The sequence below is a fragment of the Caballeronia sp. Lep1P3 genome (assembly GCF_022879595.1).
In the GTDB taxonomy this organism is placed as follows: domain Bacteria; phylum Pseudomonadota; class Gammaproteobacteria; order Burkholderiales; family Burkholderiaceae; genus Caballeronia.
In genome coordinates this window covers 2,836,535-2,854,924 of record NZ_CP084265.1, presented here as the reverse complement: position 1 = coordinate 2,854,924, position 18,390 = coordinate 2,836,535, and the positions used below count along the sequence as shown (strand labels likewise).

19 protein-coding genes are annotated in these 18,390 nt (G+C 64.5%); 16 read left to right on the top strand and 3 right to left on the bottom strand.

The window, feature by feature from the left end:
• Positions 1-215 precede the first annotated feature (215 nt).
• The 7 genes from LDZ27_RS13360 (at position 216) to LDZ27_RS13330 (ending at position 6,004) form a co-directional block, all read left to right on the top strand.
• On the top strand, positions 216-692 hold the full coding sequence (locus tag LDZ27_RS13360; protein ID WP_244814540.1) for a DUF2244 domain-containing protein: 477 nt from the start codon (positions 216-218) through the stop codon (positions 690-692).
• 50 nt (positions 693-742) lie between these two features.
• A complete protein-coding gene (gene coxB, locus LDZ27_RS13355) occupies positions 743-2,374 on the top strand; it encodes a cytochrome c oxidase subunit II (protein ID WP_244814539.1) in 1,632 nt (543 codons plus the stop codon).
• Positions 2,375-2,469: 95 nt separating this feature from the next.
• Positions 2,470-4,083, top strand: a complete 1,614-nt coding sequence (ctaD, locus tag LDZ27_RS13350) for a cytochrome c oxidase subunit I (protein ID WP_244814538.1) — start codon at positions 2,470-2,472, stop codon at positions 4,081-4,083.
• A gap of 64 nt (positions 4,084-4,147) precedes the next feature.
• Entirely contained in the window at positions 4,148-4,288 is a 141-nt protein-coding gene (locus LDZ27_RS13345) for a cytochrome oxidase small assembly protein (protein ID WP_244814537.1), read from the top strand.
• Positions 4,289-4,340: 52 nt separating this feature from the next.
• A complete protein-coding gene (locus LDZ27_RS13340; protein WP_244816149.1) occupies positions 4,341-4,862 on the top strand; it encodes a cytochrome c oxidase assembly protein in 522 nt (173 codons plus the stop codon).
• Between the two features lie 5 nt (positions 4,863-4,867).
• The gene (locus tag LDZ27_RS13335) at positions 4,868-5,071 is read left to right on the top strand and encodes a DUF2970 domain-containing protein (RefSeq protein ID WP_244814536.1); all 204 of its coding nucleotides are present in this window, start codon (positions 4,868-4,870) and stop codon (positions 5,069-5,071) included.
• A gap of 75 nt (positions 5,072-5,146) precedes the next feature.
• Positions 5,147-6,004 (top strand): cytochrome c oxidase subunit 3, encoded by an 858-nt coding sequence (locus LDZ27_RS13330; RefSeq protein WP_244814535.1) that lies wholly within the window; start codon positions 5,147-5,149, stop codon positions 6,002-6,004.
• 173 nt (positions 6,005-6,177) lie between these two features.
• On the opposite strand, the gene LDZ27_RS13325 is transcribed toward LDZ27_RS13330, so the two are convergent.
• A complete protein-coding gene (locus tag LDZ27_RS13325) occupies positions 6,178-6,387 on the bottom strand; it encodes a twin transmembrane helix small protein (RefSeq protein WP_035961831.1) in 210 nt (69 codons plus the stop codon).
• A 131-nt stretch (positions 6,388-6,518) separates the two neighbouring features.
• On the opposite strand from LDZ27_RS13325, the gene LDZ27_RS13320 reads away from it, so the two are divergent.
• Genes LDZ27_RS13320 through LDZ27_RS13300 form a run of 5 tightly spaced genes read left to right on the top strand, consistent with a single transcriptional unit; the run spans position 6,519 to position 10,603 of the window.
• Entirely contained in the window at positions 6,519-7,259 is a 741-nt protein-coding gene (locus tag LDZ27_RS13320; protein WP_244814534.1) for an SURF1 family protein, read from the top strand.
• Positions 7,260-7,303: 44 nt separating this feature from the next.
• Positions 7,304-7,957, top strand: coding sequence for a cytochrome C oxidase subunit I (locus LDZ27_RS13315; RefSeq protein ID WP_244814533.1), 654 nt, complete (start codon positions 7,304-7,306; stop codon positions 7,955-7,957).
• 31 nt (positions 7,958-7,988) lie between these two features.
• Positions 7,989-9,098: a heme A synthase gene (locus tag LDZ27_RS13310; RefSeq protein WP_244816148.1), complete on the top strand. Its 1,110-nt coding sequence runs from the start codon at positions 7,989-7,991 to the stop codon at positions 9,096-9,098.
• Positions 9,099-9,110: 12 nt separating this feature from the next.
• A complete protein-coding gene (gene cyoE, locus LDZ27_RS13305; RefSeq protein WP_244814532.1) occupies positions 9,111-10,016 on the top strand; it encodes a heme o synthase in 906 nt (301 codons plus the stop codon).
• The gene (locus LDZ27_RS13300) at positions 10,013-10,603 is read left to right on the top strand and encodes an SCO family protein (RefSeq protein ID WP_244814531.1); all 591 of its coding nucleotides are present in this window, start codon (positions 10,013-10,015) and stop codon (positions 10,601-10,603) included. Before cyoE ends, LDZ27_RS13300 begins: the two co-directional genes overlap by 4 nt.
• Positions 10,604-10,628: 25 nt before the next feature.
• Here LDZ27_RS13300 and LDZ27_RS13295 read toward each other — a convergent pair whose 3' ends face one another.
• On the bottom strand, positions 10,629-10,925 hold the full coding sequence (locus LDZ27_RS13295; RefSeq protein WP_244814530.1) for a YciI family protein: 297 nt from the start codon (positions 10,923-10,925) through the stop codon (positions 10,629-10,631).
• A gap of 182 nt (positions 10,926-11,107) precedes the next feature.
• Between LDZ27_RS13295 and LDZ27_RS13290 the strand changes: the two genes are divergently transcribed.
• Positions 11,108-11,920 (top strand): MetQ/NlpA family ABC transporter substrate-binding protein, encoded by an 813-nt coding sequence (locus LDZ27_RS13290; protein ID WP_244814529.1) that lies wholly within the window; start codon positions 11,108-11,110, stop codon positions 11,918-11,920.
• 60 nt (positions 11,921-11,980) lie between these two features.
• Here the strand turns inward: LDZ27_RS13290 and LDZ27_RS13285 are convergent, their stop codons facing one another.
• The gene (locus tag LDZ27_RS13285) at positions 11,981-12,907 is read right to left on the bottom strand and encodes a bifunctional helix-turn-helix transcriptional regulator/GNAT family N-acetyltransferase (RefSeq protein WP_244814528.1); all 927 of its coding nucleotides are present in this window, start codon (positions 12,905-12,907) and stop codon (positions 11,981-11,983) included.
• 745 nt (positions 12,908-13,652) lie between these two features.
• On the opposite strand from LDZ27_RS13285, the gene nagA reads away from it, so the two are divergent.
• From nagA to ptsP, 3 genes are read left to right on the top strand one after another with little or no spacing between them, the layout of a single operon-like run.
• Complete coding sequence (gene nagA, locus LDZ27_RS13280; RefSeq protein ID WP_244814527.1) at positions 13,653-14,759, top strand: N-acetylglucosamine-6-phosphate deacetylase; 1,107 nt, start codon at positions 13,653-13,655, stop codon at positions 14,757-14,759.
• The gene (locus LDZ27_RS13275) at positions 14,749-15,756 is read left to right on the top strand and encodes an SIS domain-containing protein (RefSeq protein WP_244816147.1); all 1,008 of its coding nucleotides are present in this window, start codon (positions 14,749-14,751) and stop codon (positions 15,754-15,756) included. The genes nagA and LDZ27_RS13275 overlap by 11 nt, the downstream gene beginning before the upstream one ends.
• Positions 15,757-15,768: 12 nt before the next feature.
• On the top strand, positions 15,769-18,357 hold the full coding sequence (gene ptsP / locus LDZ27_RS13270; protein WP_244816146.1) for a phosphoenolpyruvate--protein phosphotransferase: 2,589 nt from the start codon (positions 15,769-15,771) through the stop codon (positions 18,355-18,357).
• Positions 18,358-18,390 lie beyond the last annotated feature (33 nt).

Sequence of the window (18,390 nt, the reverse complement as noted above, 5' to 3'; positions counted from 1 at the left end):
TGTTATGTCATGAATTTGCGTGCCGAACATGCGCGAAAAGGTGCGTCAATTGGGCGCAGAGGCTTGTGCCGCTTGGCTTTGCGACGTTTGGACCCTTGCTTGTGGATGCCACCCAACCCGCCTATAATGCGTCAGTTTGTCGCCCGGACTGACACAAATTTGGGCGAAATCCGAGCAAAAGTGTGAATTGCGTGTGCGGATTGATGGAGGCGGCGATGCAGGTCAGCCAGACGCTGACGGAGTCCGAGCCGGTCATCAAGGACTGGCTGATGAAACGCAACTGCTCGGTGTCGCCGCGTCAGTTCATGGGCTTCTATGCGTCGCTTGCGCTGTTTTCGCTGGGCATCGCGACGCCGCTTTTCCTGAATGGCGCCTGGCTGGTGCTGCCGTTCACCGGAGTCGAGCTGACGGTCGTGGCCGTCGCGTTTCTGATCCATGCGCGGCACGCGGTCGACTACGAGCGAATCCGGCTGTATCAGAACCGGTTGTTGATCGAGCAGATGAACGCCGAAACATTGACGCAGTTCGAGTTCAATCCGCGCTGGGTGCGGATCGAAACGGGCGCGACGCCGAGAGAGCCGCTTACGATCGTTGCGCGCGGCCAGTCGGTAAAAGTCGGACAACACCTTGCACAGCATCGTCGCAGACAATTCGCTGCCGAACTGCAGGCGTCACTGAGACGCCTCGCTTGACGAGGAACTGGCGTGGCAGGCGCGATGCGCAACGGGGGTCGAGGGTTTGAATGGAAATTTTGGGTAAGGATGCTATGAAAACAATCAAGCGAGCCCTCTCGGGCGTGCTGGCGGCAGGCGCACTGCTCAACGCCGGCGTAGCCCTGGCGGTCAACGACAGTCCTGGCGGTCCCGCTGTGAACGAAATCAACTTCCAGCAGCCAGTGACGAAGATCGCCGAGGAGCTCTACGGCCTCCATATCTTCATGCTCATCATCTGTACCGTCATCTTTCTGGGCGTGTTCGGGGTGATGTTCTATTCGGTGGTGAAGCATCGCAAGTCCAAGGGTTTCAAGCCCGCGCACTTCCACGAAAGCACCACGGTCGAAATCATCTGGACGATCGTGCCGTTCATCATCGTCATCCTGATGGCGCTGCCGGCAACGAAAGCCGTCGTCGCGATGAAGGACACGACCAACGCCGATCTCACTGTCAAGGTAACGGGATACCAGTGGAAATGGGGCTACGACTACGTGAAGGGCCCGGGCGAAGGCATCAGCTTCCTCTCGACGCTTTCCACGCCGCGCAGCCAGGTGAACGGCCAGACGCCGATCTCGGACACGTATCTGCAGGAAGTCGATAACCCGCTCGTCGTGCCGGTCGACAAGAAAATCCGCGTCATCACCACCGCGAACGACGTCGTTCACTCGTGGTACGTGCCGGCGTTCGGCGTGAAGCAGGATGCGATTCCCGGCTTCGTGCGCGACACCTGGTTCAAGGCGGAGAAGGTCGGTACGTATCGCGGCTTCTGTACCGAACTGTGCGGCAAGGAGCATGCGTACATGCCGGTCGTCGTGGAAGTGCTGTCCGCCGACGACTACGCGAAGTGGGTCGACGCGCAGAAGAAGAAAATGGCTTCTTCCGCCGACGATCCCAACAAGACTTACACGATGGACGAACTCAAGACGCGCGGCGCGCAGATCTACGCATCGAATTGCGCGGTCTGCCACCAGCCGACGGGCAAGGGCGCGGGCCAGTTCCCGGCGCTCGACGGCAGCAAGGTCGCGAACGGTCCTATCGCGGGTCACGTCAACATCGTGCTGCACGGCAAGGGCGCGATGCCGCCGTGGCAGACGACGCTCAACGACGTCGAGATCGCATCGGTCATCACTTACGAGCGCAACACGTGGGGCAACCACACGGGCGACATCCTCCAGCCGAAGCAGGTCGCGGATGCGCGCAACGGCAAGATGCCCGAAGGCGGCGACCACACCGCGGCTGCGGGCGGCGAGGCGGCATCGGGCGCGGCGGGCGCATCGGGTGCGGCTGACGCGAGCGCGCCGGCGGCGGCATCGGGCGAGCAAGCGGGGCAAGCGGCCCAGGCCGCGCCGCTGCCGGCCAGCATCTACTTCGAGACGGGCAAGAGCGACTTGCCCGCCGACGCAAACAACGCAGTGCAAGCTGCCGCGGCCTACGTGAAGGCGCATCCGGACGCGAAGATCGCGCTGTCCGGCTTCACGGATGCAACGGGCGGCGCCGACCTCAACGCCGACCTTGCCAGGAAGCGCGCGCAAGCCGTCCGCGACGCGCTGAAGGCAGCGGGCGTGTCGGAAGAACGTATCGTATTGAAAAAGCCCGAGTCGGTGACGGGCGGCACGGATGCGAAGGAAGCACGCCGCGTGGAAATCAGTCCGGCTGCTTGACATGTCTCGCGTCCTTCTCCTTCGCTCGACGAGCAACGGAGAAGCACGTAGGAGAAGCCAAGTGCCCCGAGTATTCGCTTTAGGAGATGATTGTCATGTCTAGCATCGGACACGATGTAGTCGCGGGTCACGACCACGCGCACGACGACCACGCGCACGAGTTGCCGCATGGTTGGCGCCGGTGGCTTTTCGCCACCAACCACAAGGACATCGGTACGCTGTACCTGCTGTTCTCGTTCATCATGTTCCTCTCCGGAGGCGTGATGGCGCTCGGCATTCGGGCCGAGCTGTTCGAACCGGGCCTGCAGATCATGCGCCCCGAGTTCTTCAATCAGCTGACGACCATGCACGGCCTCATCATGGTGTTCGGCGCGATCATGCCGGCGTTCGTCGGCTTCGCGAACTGGATGGTGCCGCTGCAGATCGGCGCATCGGACATGGCGTTCGCGCGGATGAACAACTTCAGCTTCTGGCTCCTGCCGGTCGCTGCTGTCTTGCTCGTCGGCTCGTTCTTCGTGCCGGGCGGCGCAACCGCCGCGGGCTGGACGCTCTACGCGCCGCTGTCGACGCAAATGGGCCCCGGCATGGACTTCGCGATCTTCGCCGTGCACATCATGGGCGCGTCGTCGATCATGGGCGGCATCAACATCGTCGTGACGATCCTGAACATGCGCGCGCCGGGCATGACGCTCATGAAGATGCCGATGTTCGCGTGGACGTGGCTCATCACCGCGTATCTGCTGATCGCCGTGATGCCGGTTCTCGCGGGCGCGATCACGATGGTGCTGTTCGACCGTCACTTCGGCACGTCGTTCTTCAACGCGGCGGGCGGCGGCGATCCGGTCATGTACCAGCACATCTTCTGGTTCTTCGGCCACCCCGAGGTGTACATCATGATCTTGCCGGCGTTCGGGATCGTGTCGCAGGTGATCCCGGCGTTCTCGCGCAAGCCGCTGTTCGGCTACAGCTCGATGGTGTACGCAACCGCATCGATCGCGATTCTGTCGTTCATGGTGTGGGCGCACCACATGTTCGCGACCGGCATGCCGGTGACGGGCCAGCTCTTCTTCATGTACGCGACGATGCTGATCGCCGTGCCGACGGGCGTGAAGGTGTTCAACTGGGTGGCGACGATGTGGCGCGGCGCGCTCACGTTCGAGACGCCGATGCTGTTCGCAATCGGCTTCCTGTTCGTTTTCACGATGGGCGGCTTTACGGGGCTGATCCTGTCGATGGCGCCGCTCGATATCCAGATGCACGGCACGTACTACGTGGTCGCGCACTTCCACTACGTGCTGGTGGCGGGTTCGCTCTTCGCGCTCTTCGCGGGCTGGTACTACTGGTCGCCGAAGTGGACGGGCTGGATGTACAACGAAATGCGCGGAAAGATTCACTTCTGGGCGTCGATGATCACCTTCAACGTCACGTTCTTCCCGATGCACTTCCTGGGTCTCGCGGGCATGCCGCGCCGCTATGCGGACTACCCGGCGCAGTTCACGGACTTCAACCAGGTGGCGACCATCGGCGCGTTCGGTTTCGGTCTCTCGCAGGTGTACTTCCTGTTCGCGGTCGCGCTGCCGACGTATCGCGGCGGCGGCGAGCATGAGAGGGCCGGCGACAAGCCGTGGGATGGCGCGGAAGGCCTCGAATGGACCGTGCCGAGCCCGGCGCCGTTCCATACGTTCGAAAATCCGCCGACCGTCGAGTAAGCGGTTCGATTCCTCCGTGGGGCTTCTGTTCGCAGAAGCTCCACGGATTCACAAGCAGGAAAGCATGAACCCGAATCCACAGAAAAGACGCTCCCGCGAGGAAATCCGCGCGGGCAACAAGCGGCTCGGTCTCATCATGATGCTGATCGCCGCCGTCTTTTTTCTGGGTATCGTCGTCAGGCAATACCTGTTGTCGCGAGGCTAATGTGTCGACTCAGCAGGAACAAACGCATATCGACCGGAGCTTCAACCGGTCGATGCTGGTGAAGCTATTCGTCGTCGCGGCGATGATGTTCGGCTTCGGCTTCGCGCTCGTGCCGATGTATCGCGCGATCTGCCAGATCACGGGCGTCAACAATCTCGTGCAGCGCGACGTCGGCGCGCTCGAGGCGAAGAACACGCAGGTCGATGCGAGCCGGACCGTTTCCATCGAATTCGATGCGAACGCGCGCGGCCCGCTGCAGTTCAAGCCGGAGCAGTCGAATCTGGACATCCATCCGGGCGAAGTCATGACGGTGATGTATCAGGTGACGAACCAGCAGAGCCGCACGGTGAAGGCGCAGGCTATTCCGAGCTATGCGCCGAAGCAGGCCACGGAGTTTTTCAAGAAGATCGAATGCTTCTGTTTCACCCAGCAGACGCTCGCGCCGAACGAGACGAAGCGCATGCCGGTGGTGTTCGTCGTCGATCCGAAGCTGCCGAAGGACGTAAAGACGATCACGCTGTCGTACACGTTCTTCGAACTCGACGCGCCGAAGTCGGCTGGCAACGGAACGTGAGCGCCATGAACCCCGAGACGCCGCGCAAGGGCGGTTTCCTGAAGCTGTTGAAGGCGGTGTTCTGGTCCTTCTTCGGCGTACGGCGCCGCGCGGACCTCGAAAGCGATGCGGCGCAGCTCAACCCGCTGCATCTCATCGCGGCGGGCGTGATTGGTGCTGCGCTCTTCATCGGGCTGCTGCTGGTGATCGTGCGGGCGGTGGTGCGATAGACGGAAAGCGCGGCCGGAAGACGAGCGGCGCTGAGACAACAATTCAAGCAACTGGATCGAAGTGGAGAATCAACAATGAGCGGTCAAAACGAGAGCCCGTACTATTTCGTGCCGCATCCGTCACGGCATCCGATCATGGCTGCGTGCGGCTTGCTGGTGATGCTGTCGTCGCTGGCGGCGTGGGTGAACGGCCATTCGTTCGCGCCGTTCACGACGCTGATCGGCCTGCTTTTCCTGCTGTTCGTGCTGTGGCACTGGTTTGGCGACGCCATCTCCGAATCGGAAGGCGGCATGTACGGCAAGCGCGTGGATGTGTCGTACCGCTGGAGCATGAGCTGGTTCATCTTCTCCGAAGTGATGTTCTTCGGTGCGTTCTTCGGTGCGCTCTTCTACGCGCGCGCCATCGCGCTGCACGAACTCGGCAGCCTCGATTACAAGCTGATCTGGCCGGACTTCTCCGCCGTGTGGCCGAACAACGGCCCGGCCGCGCTGGTCCCGCACTTCCGCGCGATGGTGCCGTGGCCCCTGCCGACCATCAACACGGCGCTGCTCTTGAGCTCCGGCGCAACGTTGACGGTGGCGCACCACGCGCTGCGTGAGGATCATCGCAGGAAGGCGATCGGCTGGCTCGCGGCAACGGTGCTGCTCGGCGTGACCTTCCTGTTCTGCCAGGGCTACGAATATTTCCACGCGTACAACGAACTGAACCTTACGCTTGCATCGGGCGTGTACGGCTCGACGTTCTTCCTGCTGACGGGCTTTCACGGCTTTCACGTCTTCCTCGGCGGCACGATGCTGGCCGTGGTGATGGTGCGGCTGATTCGCGGGCATTTCACGCCGGAACATCACTTCGCGTTCGAAGGCGCCGCGTGGTACTGGCACTTCGTCGACGTCGTGTGGCTCGGGCTTTACGTCGTCGTCTACTGGCTGTAAGCGGATGTCAGCGGGCGCTTTTGCCCGCAGCCGACCGAGAGCGAGAGTCCAAGCACGCCGCCCCGACGTTCGAGGGCGGCGTTTTGCTTTCGGGCGTGCGAGATGCACGGGAGAGGCGCGGGAGAGGCGCGGCGCCGCGACAATCGGTCTCGTCTGAACGCGGCGCGAGCGGGTTATCGTCCGAGCGGAATGCCGGTCGACTGGATCCAGCCCATCCAGTGCGCGAACAGGATGAACAAAAAGAGCGAAATCGACAGCCCGACGCGCATCGCCAGCGACCAGACCATGCGCTTCGTTTTGCCGCGGTCGGTCATCATGAAATACAGCGCCGAACCCAGGCTGCCGAGAATGAGGATGAAAGCGATGGCGACGATAATGTGCATGAAACCAGCCGGCAATGGCGCTCGAGTTGCCCGGATAACGCATTGAGCAGTATGGAAAAGAGTCGTCTCATTATCTCACTCGACGCGTCGCGGCGCGCGGCGCCGGGTTCTTTCTTGCGGCAGAAGCGGGCATGAAGATACGTTTCTGGCCCACGGTTCTGATTCTCGTCGTCGTCGCGGTGACGGTGCGTCTCGGCTTCTGGCAGCGCGACCGCGCGCATCAGAAAGAAGCGATCAACGCGCGCATCGTCGCAATGGAGAGCGCGCCGGCGCAGCGTGTCGGCGTCGATCCGATGCCGCTGAAATCCGTCGAATTTCATCGCGTGATGGCGCGCGGCGAGTTCATGCCGGAGCGCGTCGTCTACCTCGATAATCGTCCGTATAACGACCAACCTGGTTTCTACGTCGTGATGCCGCTTAAACTCGAAGGCGGCGGCTACGTGCTCGTCAACCGCGGATGGCTGCCGCGCAATCTGGCGGACCGCACCGGCATCGAGCCCTACGAGACGCCGAAGGGCGTCGTCGACATCGAGGGCGTCGCCCGCGCGAATCCGTCGCAGGCGTTCGAGCTCGGCAAGGGTGGATCGGCGGCGCACCAGCAGATCCGGCAGAACCTGAGCATTCCCGCCTATGCCGCCGAAACCGGCCTCGCGTTCCAGCCGTTCGTGATTCAGCAGACGAGCGCCACGCATGATCGGCTCGTGCGCGACTGGCCCGCGCCGACTCAGGGCGTCGAACGCAATTACGGCTACATGCTGCAGTGGTGGGGCATGGCCGCCGCCGCCATCGGCTTCGGCCTTTATGCTGCACGCCGCGCCGCGAAGAAGCCCGACGCGTCCGGCGCCGACGACGAAGCCGCCGATCACGCGTGAACCGAGCACGGCTCGCGCATGACCCAACCCCGAAAGAAACTCTGATGCAACCTCAACGCCCCACGACCGCCGCCGACAAGACGCCCACGCGCCAACGCACGCCTTCGAAAGGCTCGTGGATCAGCGGCCGCTGGATGCTGGTGCTGCTCGCGCTCGTGTGCGCGGCGCCGGTGATCGCCTCGTATCTGATGTACTACGTGTTCAAGCCGGCCGGCGGCACGACGAGCTACGGCACGCTGATCGAGCCGCAGCGCCCGATTCCGGCGCAACTCGTCGTGACCGACGAAAACGGGCGCGCGATGCCGCTGAAATCGCTCGAAGGAAAGTGGCTGATGATCACCGTGAATAGCGGAGATTGCGACGAGCAATGCGTGACGCGCCTCTACTACATGCGGCAAGTGCGTGTGCTGCAATCGGCGGAACGCGACCGCGTCGTGAACGTCTGGCTGCGCACCGATGCCAAGCCGGTGACGGACGTCATCAAGACCGCATATCCGCAGCCGGACACGCGCATGTTGATGGCCGATCCGCGCGCCGTCGCGGAGTGGCTGCCCGTCGCGAACGGCACCAAGATCACGGATCACATCTTCCTCGTCGATCCGAACGGCAATCTGATGATGCGTTTTCCCAAGAATCCCGATCCGAAGAAGATCAACGCGGACCTGGCGAAGCTGCTGAAGTGGTCGCGCATCGGCTGAAGGCCAAATCGAAGGTAAAAGTATGTCTGGTATGTATCTTTTGCAGCTCGGCCTGATCGGCGTGTGCATTGCGCTGTTGCCGCTTTCGTTCGTCTGGGTGAAGGCCGACGACAACAAGTTCAGAAAGCTCGTCTGGCTCACGACCTTCCTGACGCTCGATCTCATCATGTTCGGCGGCTTCACGCGCCTGACCGATTCCGGCCTCGGTTGCCCCGACTGGCCCGGCTGCTACGGCACGTCGTCGCCGTTCATCGCGCATGCGCAGATTTCCGCCGCGTATCAGGCGATGCCGACCGGCCCCGTCAGCATGGTCAAGGCGTGGATCGAGATGCTGCACCGCTATTTCGCCATGGCGATCGGCGTGCTGATCATTGCGCAGGTCGCGATCGCGTGGACCGCGCGTATCAGGCGTCGCGCGCTGCACGTATCGCCGTGGTGGCCGACGGGCATCCTGCTGCTCATCTGCCTGCAAGGCGCGTTCGGCGCGTGGACCGTCACGCTGAAGCTACAGCCGGTGATCGTGACGACGCATCTGTTGCTCGGCCTCGCGCTGCTGGCGGCGCTCGGCTGGCTCGCGGCGCGTCAGACGCCGATTCCCTCGCTCGATTCCGCTGCGGCGCGCTGGATGCCCGCCGCGCTCTTCGGGCTGGCGCTGCTCGTCGTGCAGATCGCGCTCGGCGGCTGGGTGAGCACGAACTATGCTGTACTCGCCTGCACGGACTTCCCGCTTTGCAACGGTCAATGGATTCCGCCGATGAACTTCGAACACGGCTTTCACCTTTGGCGCGCGCTCGGCATGACCGGCGAGGGCGACGTGATCTCGCAGGACGCGCTCGTTGCGATCCACTGGACGCATCGCACGTTCGCGGTCGTCGTCGTGCTGTATCTGCTGTGGCTCGCGGCGAAACTTCGCCGCTTCGAGTCGCTGCGCAAGCCGGCGAACGGCGTGCTCGCGGTCATCGTGATCCAGTTTCTTACGGGGCTTTCGAACATCGTCCTGCAATGGCCGCTGCCGATTGCCGTCGCGCACAACGGCGGGGCGGCCATCCTTTTGCTTCTGCTCGTCATGCTAAACTTTCGAATCTCCTCCAGCCGTCCCGGCCGCGCCGTGCTCCCTGCACGCGACGTCGTTTCAGCGTGATTGCCCATTCCCATGGATAGCACGACACTCAATTCCCCCCTCGGCAGCCGCGTCTCGCAGTATGTTGCGCTGACCAAGCCGCGCGTCACCCAGCTCGCCGTTTTCTGCGCCGTCATCGGCATGTTCCTGTCCACGCCCGGCATGGTGCCGTGGACGAAACTGCTCGGCGGCGGCATCGGCATCTGGCTGCTCGCGGGCGCCGCGTTCGCGATCAACTGCCTCGTCGAGCAAAAGGTCGATGCCAAGATGCGCCGCACCGCGTGGCGTCCGTCCGCGCGCGGGCAAATCACCAGCGCGCAAATTCTGACGTTCTCGGCCGTGCTGGGCGGCATCGGCATGTGGACGCTCTACACGTTCACCAATCCGCTGACGATGTGGCTCACCATCGCGACGTTCGTCGGTTACGCGGTCATCTATACGCTGCTGCTCAAGCCGTACACGCCGCAGAACATCGTGATCGGCGGCGCGTCGGGCGCCATGCCGCCCGCGCTCGGATGGGCGGCGGTCACGGGCGCGGTTCCCGGCGACGCGTGGATTCTCGTGCTCATCATCTTCGTGTGGACGCCGCCGCATTTCTGGGCGCTCGCACTGTATCGCCGCAAGGACTACGAAAACGCGGGCCTGCCGATGCTGCCGATCACGCACGGCGAGAAGTACACGCTGCTCAACATCTTCCTCTACACCATCGTGCTGTTCGCCGTCACGTTGATGCCGTTCGTCTCGGGCATGAGCGGCGTCGTGTATCTCGCATGCGCCGTTGCGCTCGGCGCGGTGTTTCTCGGCTACGCATGGAAGCTGTACCGCAATTACTCGGATGCCCTCGCGCGCCGGGCGTTCCGTTATTCGATCGTGTATCTGTCGCTGCTCTTCGGCGCGCTGCTCGTCGATCACTACGTTCGCACGGTGATCGGCGCATGACGGGCACTCTTCGCCGGTGGTTCGCGCTTCTCGTCTGCGCGGCGCTGTTGTCCGCGTGCGAGAAAGCCCCGGATTTCAAGAATCTCGACATCACCGGCAACAAGCAGTTCGGCAGCGATTTCTCCCTGCCCGATACGTCCGGCAAAACGCGCACGCTCGCCGACTTCAAGGGCAAGGCCGTCGTGCTGTTTTTCGGCTATACGCACTGTCCGGATGTCTGCCCGACGACGCTCGCCGAACTCTCGCAGGCGATGCAGCAATTGGGCGACAAGTCGAAGGACGTGCAAGTGCTGATGGTCACGGTCGATCCGGCGCGCGATACGCCGCAACTGCTCGGCCAGTACGTGTCGGCGTTCAACCCGACATACATCGGGCTGCGCCCGGCCAACGACGCCGAGCTTCAGAAGGTCGCAAAGGACTTTCGCGTGTACTACGCGAAGGCGGCGGGCAAGACGCCCGGCGACTACACGATGGATCACACCGCCGCCAGCTACGTCTTCGACAAGGACGGCAAGCTGCGCCTTTTCGCGCGCGACGGACAAGGCGTCGACCCGTGGGTCCACGATCTCAAGCTGCTCATCGACTGATTCGCGGGCGGCACCGACTGCCCGCTCAGAACTCCGCTGGCACGGGCAGAGTCATTCCTGGCGCGAGACGCGTGGCCTTGAACTCTGTGATGTCGTAGTGCGCCAACTGCTGACGGGCAAACGGGTCCTCGGCGATGATCTCGTCGAGCCGCGCGCGATCGATGCCCGACGCGATGATGATGCCGCCGTCGCGCGGCACCTTCGGCCCGGCCATCACGAAGACGCCCGCCGCGAAATAGCGTTCGAGGAAGGCGCGGTGCGCGTCGAGCGCATCGTCTATTTCGGCGAGCGCGCCGGTGTAACGGAGATTGATCACGTACATGAGTGCCGTCCGCGGAGTCGGTTCGTTCGGCCATTCTAGCCTCGCCACGCGCGGATATTGACATGAGCAAACTGTATTTCCACCTGCACCGGCTCCGTGCGAACATTCGCGCCCTCGGTCTGTCACGCGGGCCGAAGTCGTATCAGTTATCCCGCAGTCATTGCTTTTGAAACAGGAAGACCATGCAGCGCAGAAACTTGCTTAAAGCCCTGGCCGCCGTCGTCGCGTCGGCCGCGTTCGTCACGAGCTTCTCGGCTCATGCCGACGACAAGGTCATCAAGGTCGGCACGATCAGCGGCCCCGACGCTCAAATCTGGGAAGTCGTGCAGAAGGTGGCCAAGCGTGAAGGCCTCAATGTGAAGGTGATCGAGTTCAACGACTACGTGCAGCCGAACGCCGCGCTCGACGCCGGCGACCTCGATGCGAACAGCTTCCAGCATCAGCCTTACCTCGACAGCCAGGTCAAGCAGCGCGGATACAAGATCTTCACCGCTGGCCTGACGTACATTTCGCCGCTCGGCGTGTACTCGAAGAAGCTGAAGTCGCTCAAGGACCTGCCGCAGGGCGCGAAGGTCGCGGTGCCGAACGATCCGTCGAATGAAAACCGCGCGCTGCTGCTGTTGCAATCGCAAGGCGTGATTAAGCTGAAGGCCGGCGCGGGCACCAATGGCAACAATGCGACCGCGCTCGACGTGGCGGAGAATCCGAAGAAGATCAAGCTCGTCGAACTCGACGCCGCGCAGCTTCCGCGCACGCTCGCTGACGTCGATGCCGCCGCCATCAACACGAACTTTGCGCTCGCGGCCGGCCTTCAGCCGACGAAGGACGCCATCGCGCTGGAAGACGTGCATAGCCCGTATGCGAACCTGATCGCCGTGCGCGCGAAGGACAAGGACCAGCCGTGGGTGAAGAAACTCGTCGCGGCGTATCAGTCCGAAGACGTGCGCCAGTTCATCAAGACGCAGTTCAAGGGATCGGTGGTCCCTTCGTTCTAAGCGGCCAGAGCGACTGATCGCAATACGGCGTCCCGTGCGGACGCCGTTTTTTTGCCCGTCTCAGTCCGCGTAGATGCGCCGCAGCTCGCGCTCCCAGACGACGCCCGCGTCATTCGCCTGCTGCGCCTTGAAGCCCGTACGCATGAAGAGACCGCACAGGTCTTCGCGCGCTTCGTCGAGCCGGCAGACGACGCTTTCGTATCCCGCGCCCTGCGCGAAGTTCATGCACGCCGCAACGAGCCGCTCGCCGAGGCCGCGGCGGCGCGCGCCCGGCTCGACGAACAGCAGTTCGATGCACGCCTGACTCTCCGATGCCGCCGTGAGCAGCGCCGCGCCGACGCGGGCATTGCCGTCGTGCTCCGCCACCCAGCACGCGATACGCGGCGTATTGCTCTGCAGGGCGCCGAGAAAGCGCGCGATGACCGTGGCCGCGTAGGCCTCGTTCGACAGGCTCGCGCCTTCCCCGATGTCGAGATGCGCGTGACGCTCGATGATCCAGCCGAAATCGCCACACCGCGGGCTGCGCAGGCGCGTGCCGACTTCGTGGAAACGCGGCGACAACAGGCGTTCGATATCGGCCATTGCCAGGGACAACTGCTCGATTTCGCCGGGCGCGAGACGATTGAGCAGCGAGGCGGTTTCAGACGAGACGTGCAGATCGAGTTCGTCGACCTGAGCGCGGGCCTCTTGCGTCACGGTCAGCAAATGAGCGCGGCCGTCCGATTCGTTCTTGCGCCGCACGATGAGCCCGAGCTTCTGGAAGTTCGTGATGAGCCGGCTGAGATAGCCGGTATCGAGCCCCAGGTTTCGCGACAAGTCGGCAGCGGTCAGCGCGCGTTCATGCGCCAGCTCGTGAAGAATGCGGACTTCGGTCAGCGAAAAGTGACTCTTGTGAAGTCGTTCGTGGAAGGCGCCCGCGTGGCGCGCGTAAAACCGGTTGAAGCGTCGCACCGCTTCGAAGGCCCGACTCGGATCAAAACAGCCCATCTGCGTTTGCTCTCTCAAAAATTTGTTTTTAATTGAATTAGTTTCGATTCCGAACTAACGGCGCATTGTGCCAAAGAAAGCACGGTCGTGCGAATGCGAGAATGCCCGAATGCGGATGCGTGAATGCATGGCGGACGCACTGGTTACATCGGCGGCTTATGCGGGTAAGTCCGGATGTGGGAACTCTTCCAAGATTACTTGCTGATCGACTTGTAACTTATTGATTGTGAGCATGAAATCCGACGGGCGACGGTCCGGCCGCGCCGCGTTGACTGGTATTATGTTGGTTATATAATGGGCTCCACGTCGATGCCCGGGACGCATTTCGTGCGAATTTGCTGATGCTGTCCGAAGCGCGAGGTAAGGAGCTGGGTTCCGCTTTCGGGGCGAGTCGTGTGGGCGGCTCATCCCGGCAATCACTAACGCGCGCATTCCTGGCAACGCGGCGGCGTCCGCACACCAGCCAGCAGCGCCGGTCGGTCGCCGGAACGGCCATCGCGCGTCGGAAAGTCCCGTGCAATTCAGCGGACGGCCACCTGTTGCCGAGCGCGAAGCTGCATCGACAAGACGCCTCCTGACGTTTCTGCGCCTTGAACGAGGCTCATCAGAAGAGAGCAAAAAGAGAACGAGAGGACCAGACAAGCCGTCCGCAGGCCGCGCACCGGATCACGCGCGGCCACCTGCTCGCAGCATGGCGCGGATCGCCCGAGCCTCATCACGCATTGCCTACTTCCCCGAGAACTTCATGCTGAAAGGAAACATACTGACGAACGACGGCTGGATTCACGGCTCCGTGCGCTTCGAGAACGGCCGCGTGACGGCGCTCGAGGGCCACATTGCCGATCCGTCGACGAACGACGCGCCGTACATCCTGCCCGGCTTCATCGATCTTCATGTCCACGGCGGCGGCGGCCGCGACATCATGGAAGGCGGCGACTCGGCCGACACCGTCGCGCGCGAGCACGCGAAGCACGGCACGACGAGCCTGCTCGCCACCACGATGACCGCGCCGCGCGACGAACTGATGCAGGTCGTCGCCGGTCTGGGCGAACAGGCGAAGCGCCGTGCCGCATGCGGCGCGCGCGTGCTGGGCGTGCATCTCGAAGGCCCGTACATCAATCCGGGCAAGCTCGGCGCGCAGCCGGACGCCGCCGCCGTCGCCGTGCGCGACGAAGTGCTCAAGTACCTGGAACTCGCGCCGATCCGCGTCGTGACCATCGCGCCGGAAATTTCGGGACACCTCGACATCATCGCGGACCTGGCCGCGCGCGGCGTGCGCGTGCAGCTAGGCCATTCGCTCGGCACTTACGACGACGCCGTGAACGCGCTCAAGCACGGCGCGCGCGGCTTCACGCATCTCTTCAACGCGATGTCGCCGCTGCATCATCGCGATCCCGGCATGGTCGGCGCGGCGCTCGCGCATGCAGAGTACGCCGAACTGATTCCCGACCTGCTGCACGTTCACCCCGGCGCCATTCGCGCCGCGATGCGCGCCATTCCGCGTCTTTACGTCGTCACCGACAGCACGTCGGCGGCGGGCATGCCCGACGGCGAATACCGCCTCGGCAGCCAGCACGTCACCAAGTGCATGGGCGGCGTGCGCCTCGCGGACGGCACGCTCGCCGGCAGCACGCTCACGATGGATCAGGCGCTGCGCAACCTCGTCTCGCTGGGCATTGCGCTCGCGGACATTTCGAATCGCCTGTCGCGCTATCCCGCCGACTACCTCGGGCTCGAAGACCGCGGCCGCATCGCGCGCGGCGCGTGGGCCGATCTCGTCGTGCTCGACCGGGATTTCGCGCTGACCGCAACTTATGTCGAAGGAGAATCGATTGTCGAATATGCTCAATGAGGCGCTGGAGTCCGCGGATGTCGTCGCGGCGCAACTCGCCGATACCTCGCGCATCGAAGCGCTCGCCGTGAAGCTCGCCGAGCAGCCGCGCCATGTCGCGCTGACGGTCGCGCGCGGCAGTTCGGATCACGCCGCCAGTTACTTCGCAAGCCTGACGATGAGCCGCATCGGCGTGCCCGTCGCGTCGCTGCCGATGTCGGTGGCCACGTTGCAACAGGCGCCGCTGCGCGTGTCGGGGCAGCTTGCCGTCGCGTTCTCGCAGTCGGGCAAGAGTCCCGATCTCGTCGGCACGATGCAGGCGCTGCGCGAAGCGGGCGCGTTCACCGTCGCCGCCGTCAACGTCGCGGGTTCGCCGCTGGAAAACGCGTGCGAATACTTCCTGCCGCTGCTCGCCGGGCCGGAACTCTCGGTTGCCGCGACTAAAAGCTATATCGCGATGCTATCGCTTTCGGCCATCGTGATCGCGCACGTTCAGCGCGACGTCGAACTGCTCAACGCGCTCACGACGCTGCCGGACGCGCTGCGCGCCGCGGGCAAGCTCGACTGGACGCGCGCCGTCGATGAACTGAAGGGCGTCGATCGCATGATCGTCGTCGGGCGCGGGCTCGGGCTCGCCATCGCGCAGGAAGCCGCGCTCAAGCTGAAGGAAACGTCGGGCATTCAGGCCGAGGCGTTTTCTAGCGCGGAAGTGCGTCATGGGCCGATGGAAATCATCGACCGCGACTATCCGCTGCTCGTATTCGCGCCGCGCGGACCGGAGCAGGCGGGTCTCGTGCAGCTCGCCGCCGACATGCGCGCGCGGGGCGCCCGCGTGCTGCTCGCCGCCCCGGACGACGTGTCCGATGCCGACCTGCCGCTCGTCGCCACCGATCACCCGGCGCTCGATCCGATCGCCGCGATCCTTTCGTTCTATGTGATGGCCGCGGGTCTGGCCGCCGCGCGCGGGCGCAATCCCGACTCGCCGCGCCACCTGAACAAGGTCACCGAAACCCATTGAGTGAGAAAGCCGATGCGTCGCGCCGAGGAGTCCCTGTTGAACCATTCCACCGATAACCCGAGCGATATCGTTCTGCTCGCTCCGTTTACCGGCCCCGTCGTGCCGCTCGCCGACGTGCCCGACCCCGTGTTCGCCGAGGGCATGTTCGGCGACGGCATCGGCATCGATCCGCTCGATAACGTGCTGCTTTCTCCGTGCGACGGCACCGTTACGCATCTCGCGCGCACGCATCACGCGGTCACGCTGCGCACGGCGGAGGGCGCGGAAATTCTCGTGCACATCGGCATCGACACCGTCGAGCTTGGCGGCAAGGGCTTTGCGCCGATGGTCGAGCAGGGCGCGAGCGTGCGCGCGGGCGACCCGCTCATCGAATTCAACGCCGACTTCGTCGCCCAGAACGCGCCGAGCCTCGTCTCGGTGATCGCGGTCGCCAACGGCGATGCGTTCGATGTCGCCGAGCGCCCCGGCCGCGGCGTGCTCAAGGCGGGCGCGCGCATGCTGGTGCTGCGCGCGAAAGACGGCGCGGCGGCGCAGGCGGCGCGCTCGTCGTCGAACGTGATGACCGAAGCGCGGCGCAGCGTCACGCTCGCGCACTCGGGCGGTTTGCATGCGCGCCCGGCGGCGCGTGCGCGCGAAGCGGCGCGCGGCCTCGACGCCAAGGTCGAAGTGCGCTTCGAAGGCCGCAAGGCGCCGGTGGAAAGCGTCGTCGGCCTGCTGGGTCTCGGCGCGGGCGAAGGCGCGACCATCGAACTCGTCGGCATCGGCGCACAGGCGCAGGAAGCGGTCGATGCCGTCGCCACCGAATTGCTGCGCGCCGCGCAAGGCGAAGTGGAAGAGACGCCCGCGCGCGAAAAGTCGCCTGCGCCGGTTGCGGCTGCGCGCGCATCGGCACAGCCGCTGCCGCCGAACACGCTCGCGGGCGTTTGTGCCGCGCCGGGCATCGCGGTCGGAAAGCTGGTGCGCTGGGACGACCAGGAAATCGTGCCGCCCGAACAGGCGAGCGGCGCGTCGGCGGCGGAAAGCCGTGCGCTCGACCGCGCGATCGCGCAAGTGGACGCCGAACTGGAAGACACCGTGCGGACCGCTTCGCAGCGCGGCGCGGTGGGCGAAGCGGGCATCTTCGCGGTGCATCGCGTGCTGCTCGAAGACCCGACGCTCGTCGATGCCGCGCGCGATCTCATCAGCCTCGGCAAGAGCGCGGGCTTCGCGTGGCGCGAGGCGATCCGCGCGCAGATCGCGCTGCTCGCCAACGTGAAGGACGCGCTGCTCGCCGAACGCGCCGCCGACCTGCGCGACATCGAAAAGCGCGTGCTGCGCGCGCTCGGGCTCAAGAACACGGCGGCGCGCGCGCTGCCGGACGAAGCCGTGCTCGCGGCGACCGAATTCACGCCGTCCGATCTCGCGTCCATCGACCGCACGCGCGTGACGGCGATCGTGATGTCGCGCGGCGGCGGGACGTCGCATGCGGCGATCATCGCGCGTCAAACCGGCATTCCGGCGCTCGTCGCGATCGGCGATGCGCTGCATGCGATTCCCGACGATACGCAAGTGGTCGTCGACGCATCGGCGGGCCGGCTCGAACACGCGCCGACCGCACTCGACGTGGAACGCGCGCGCCACGAGCGCGAGCGTCTCGCGGGCGTGCGCGAGGCCAACCGCAAGATGTCGCAGCAGGCGGCGGCGACGCGCGATGGCCGCCACGTCGAAATCGCGGCGAACATCGCGACGCTCGACGACGCGAAAGCCGCCGTCGAAAACGGCGCGGACGCGGTCGGCTTGCTGCGCACCGAACTGCTCTTCATTCACCGCCAGGCCGCGCCGAGCGTGGCCGAACACGCGTCGAGCTATCAGGAGATCGTGGAGGCGCTCGCCGGACGCAGCGCGATCATCCGCACGCTGGACGTCGGCGCGGACAAGGAAGTCGATTATCTGACGCTGCCGCCCGAGGAAAACCCGGCGCTCGGCTTGCGCGGCATCCGCCTCGCGCAGGTGCGCCCCGATCTGCTCGACGACCAGTTGCGCGGCCTGCTCGCCGTGAAGCCGGCGGGCGCCGTGCGAATTCTTCTGCCGATGGTGACGGACGCGGGCGAATTGCAACGCCTGCGCGCGCGCATCGACGAACTGGCGCGCGAAGCGGGCCGCACCGATCCCGTCGAAGTCGGCGTGATGATCGAAGTGCCGTCCGCCGCGATGCTCGCCGACCAGCTTGCCAAGTACGCGGATTTCTTCTCGATCGGCACGAACGATCTCACGCAGTACACGCTCGCGATGGACCGCTGCCAGCCCGATCTCGCCGCGCAGTCCGACGGCCTGCATCCGGCCGTGCTGCGGCTCATCGAGGCGACGGTGCAGGGCGCGGAGAAGCACGGCAAGTGGGTCGGCGTCTGCGGCGCGCTCGGCGGCGATCCGCTCGCGGTGCCGCTGCTCGTCGGCCTCGGCGTGACCGAGCTGTCGGTCGATCCGGTCGCCGTGCCGAGCATCAAGGCGCGCGTGCGCAATCTCGATTACCAGCTTTGCCGTCAGCGCGCGAAAGACGTGCTCGCGCTCGAATCGGCGCAGGCAGTCAGGGCGGCCAGCCGCGAAATCTGGCCGCTCGACTAATCACGCAGGCGAGACGCAAAACCGTAACACCAC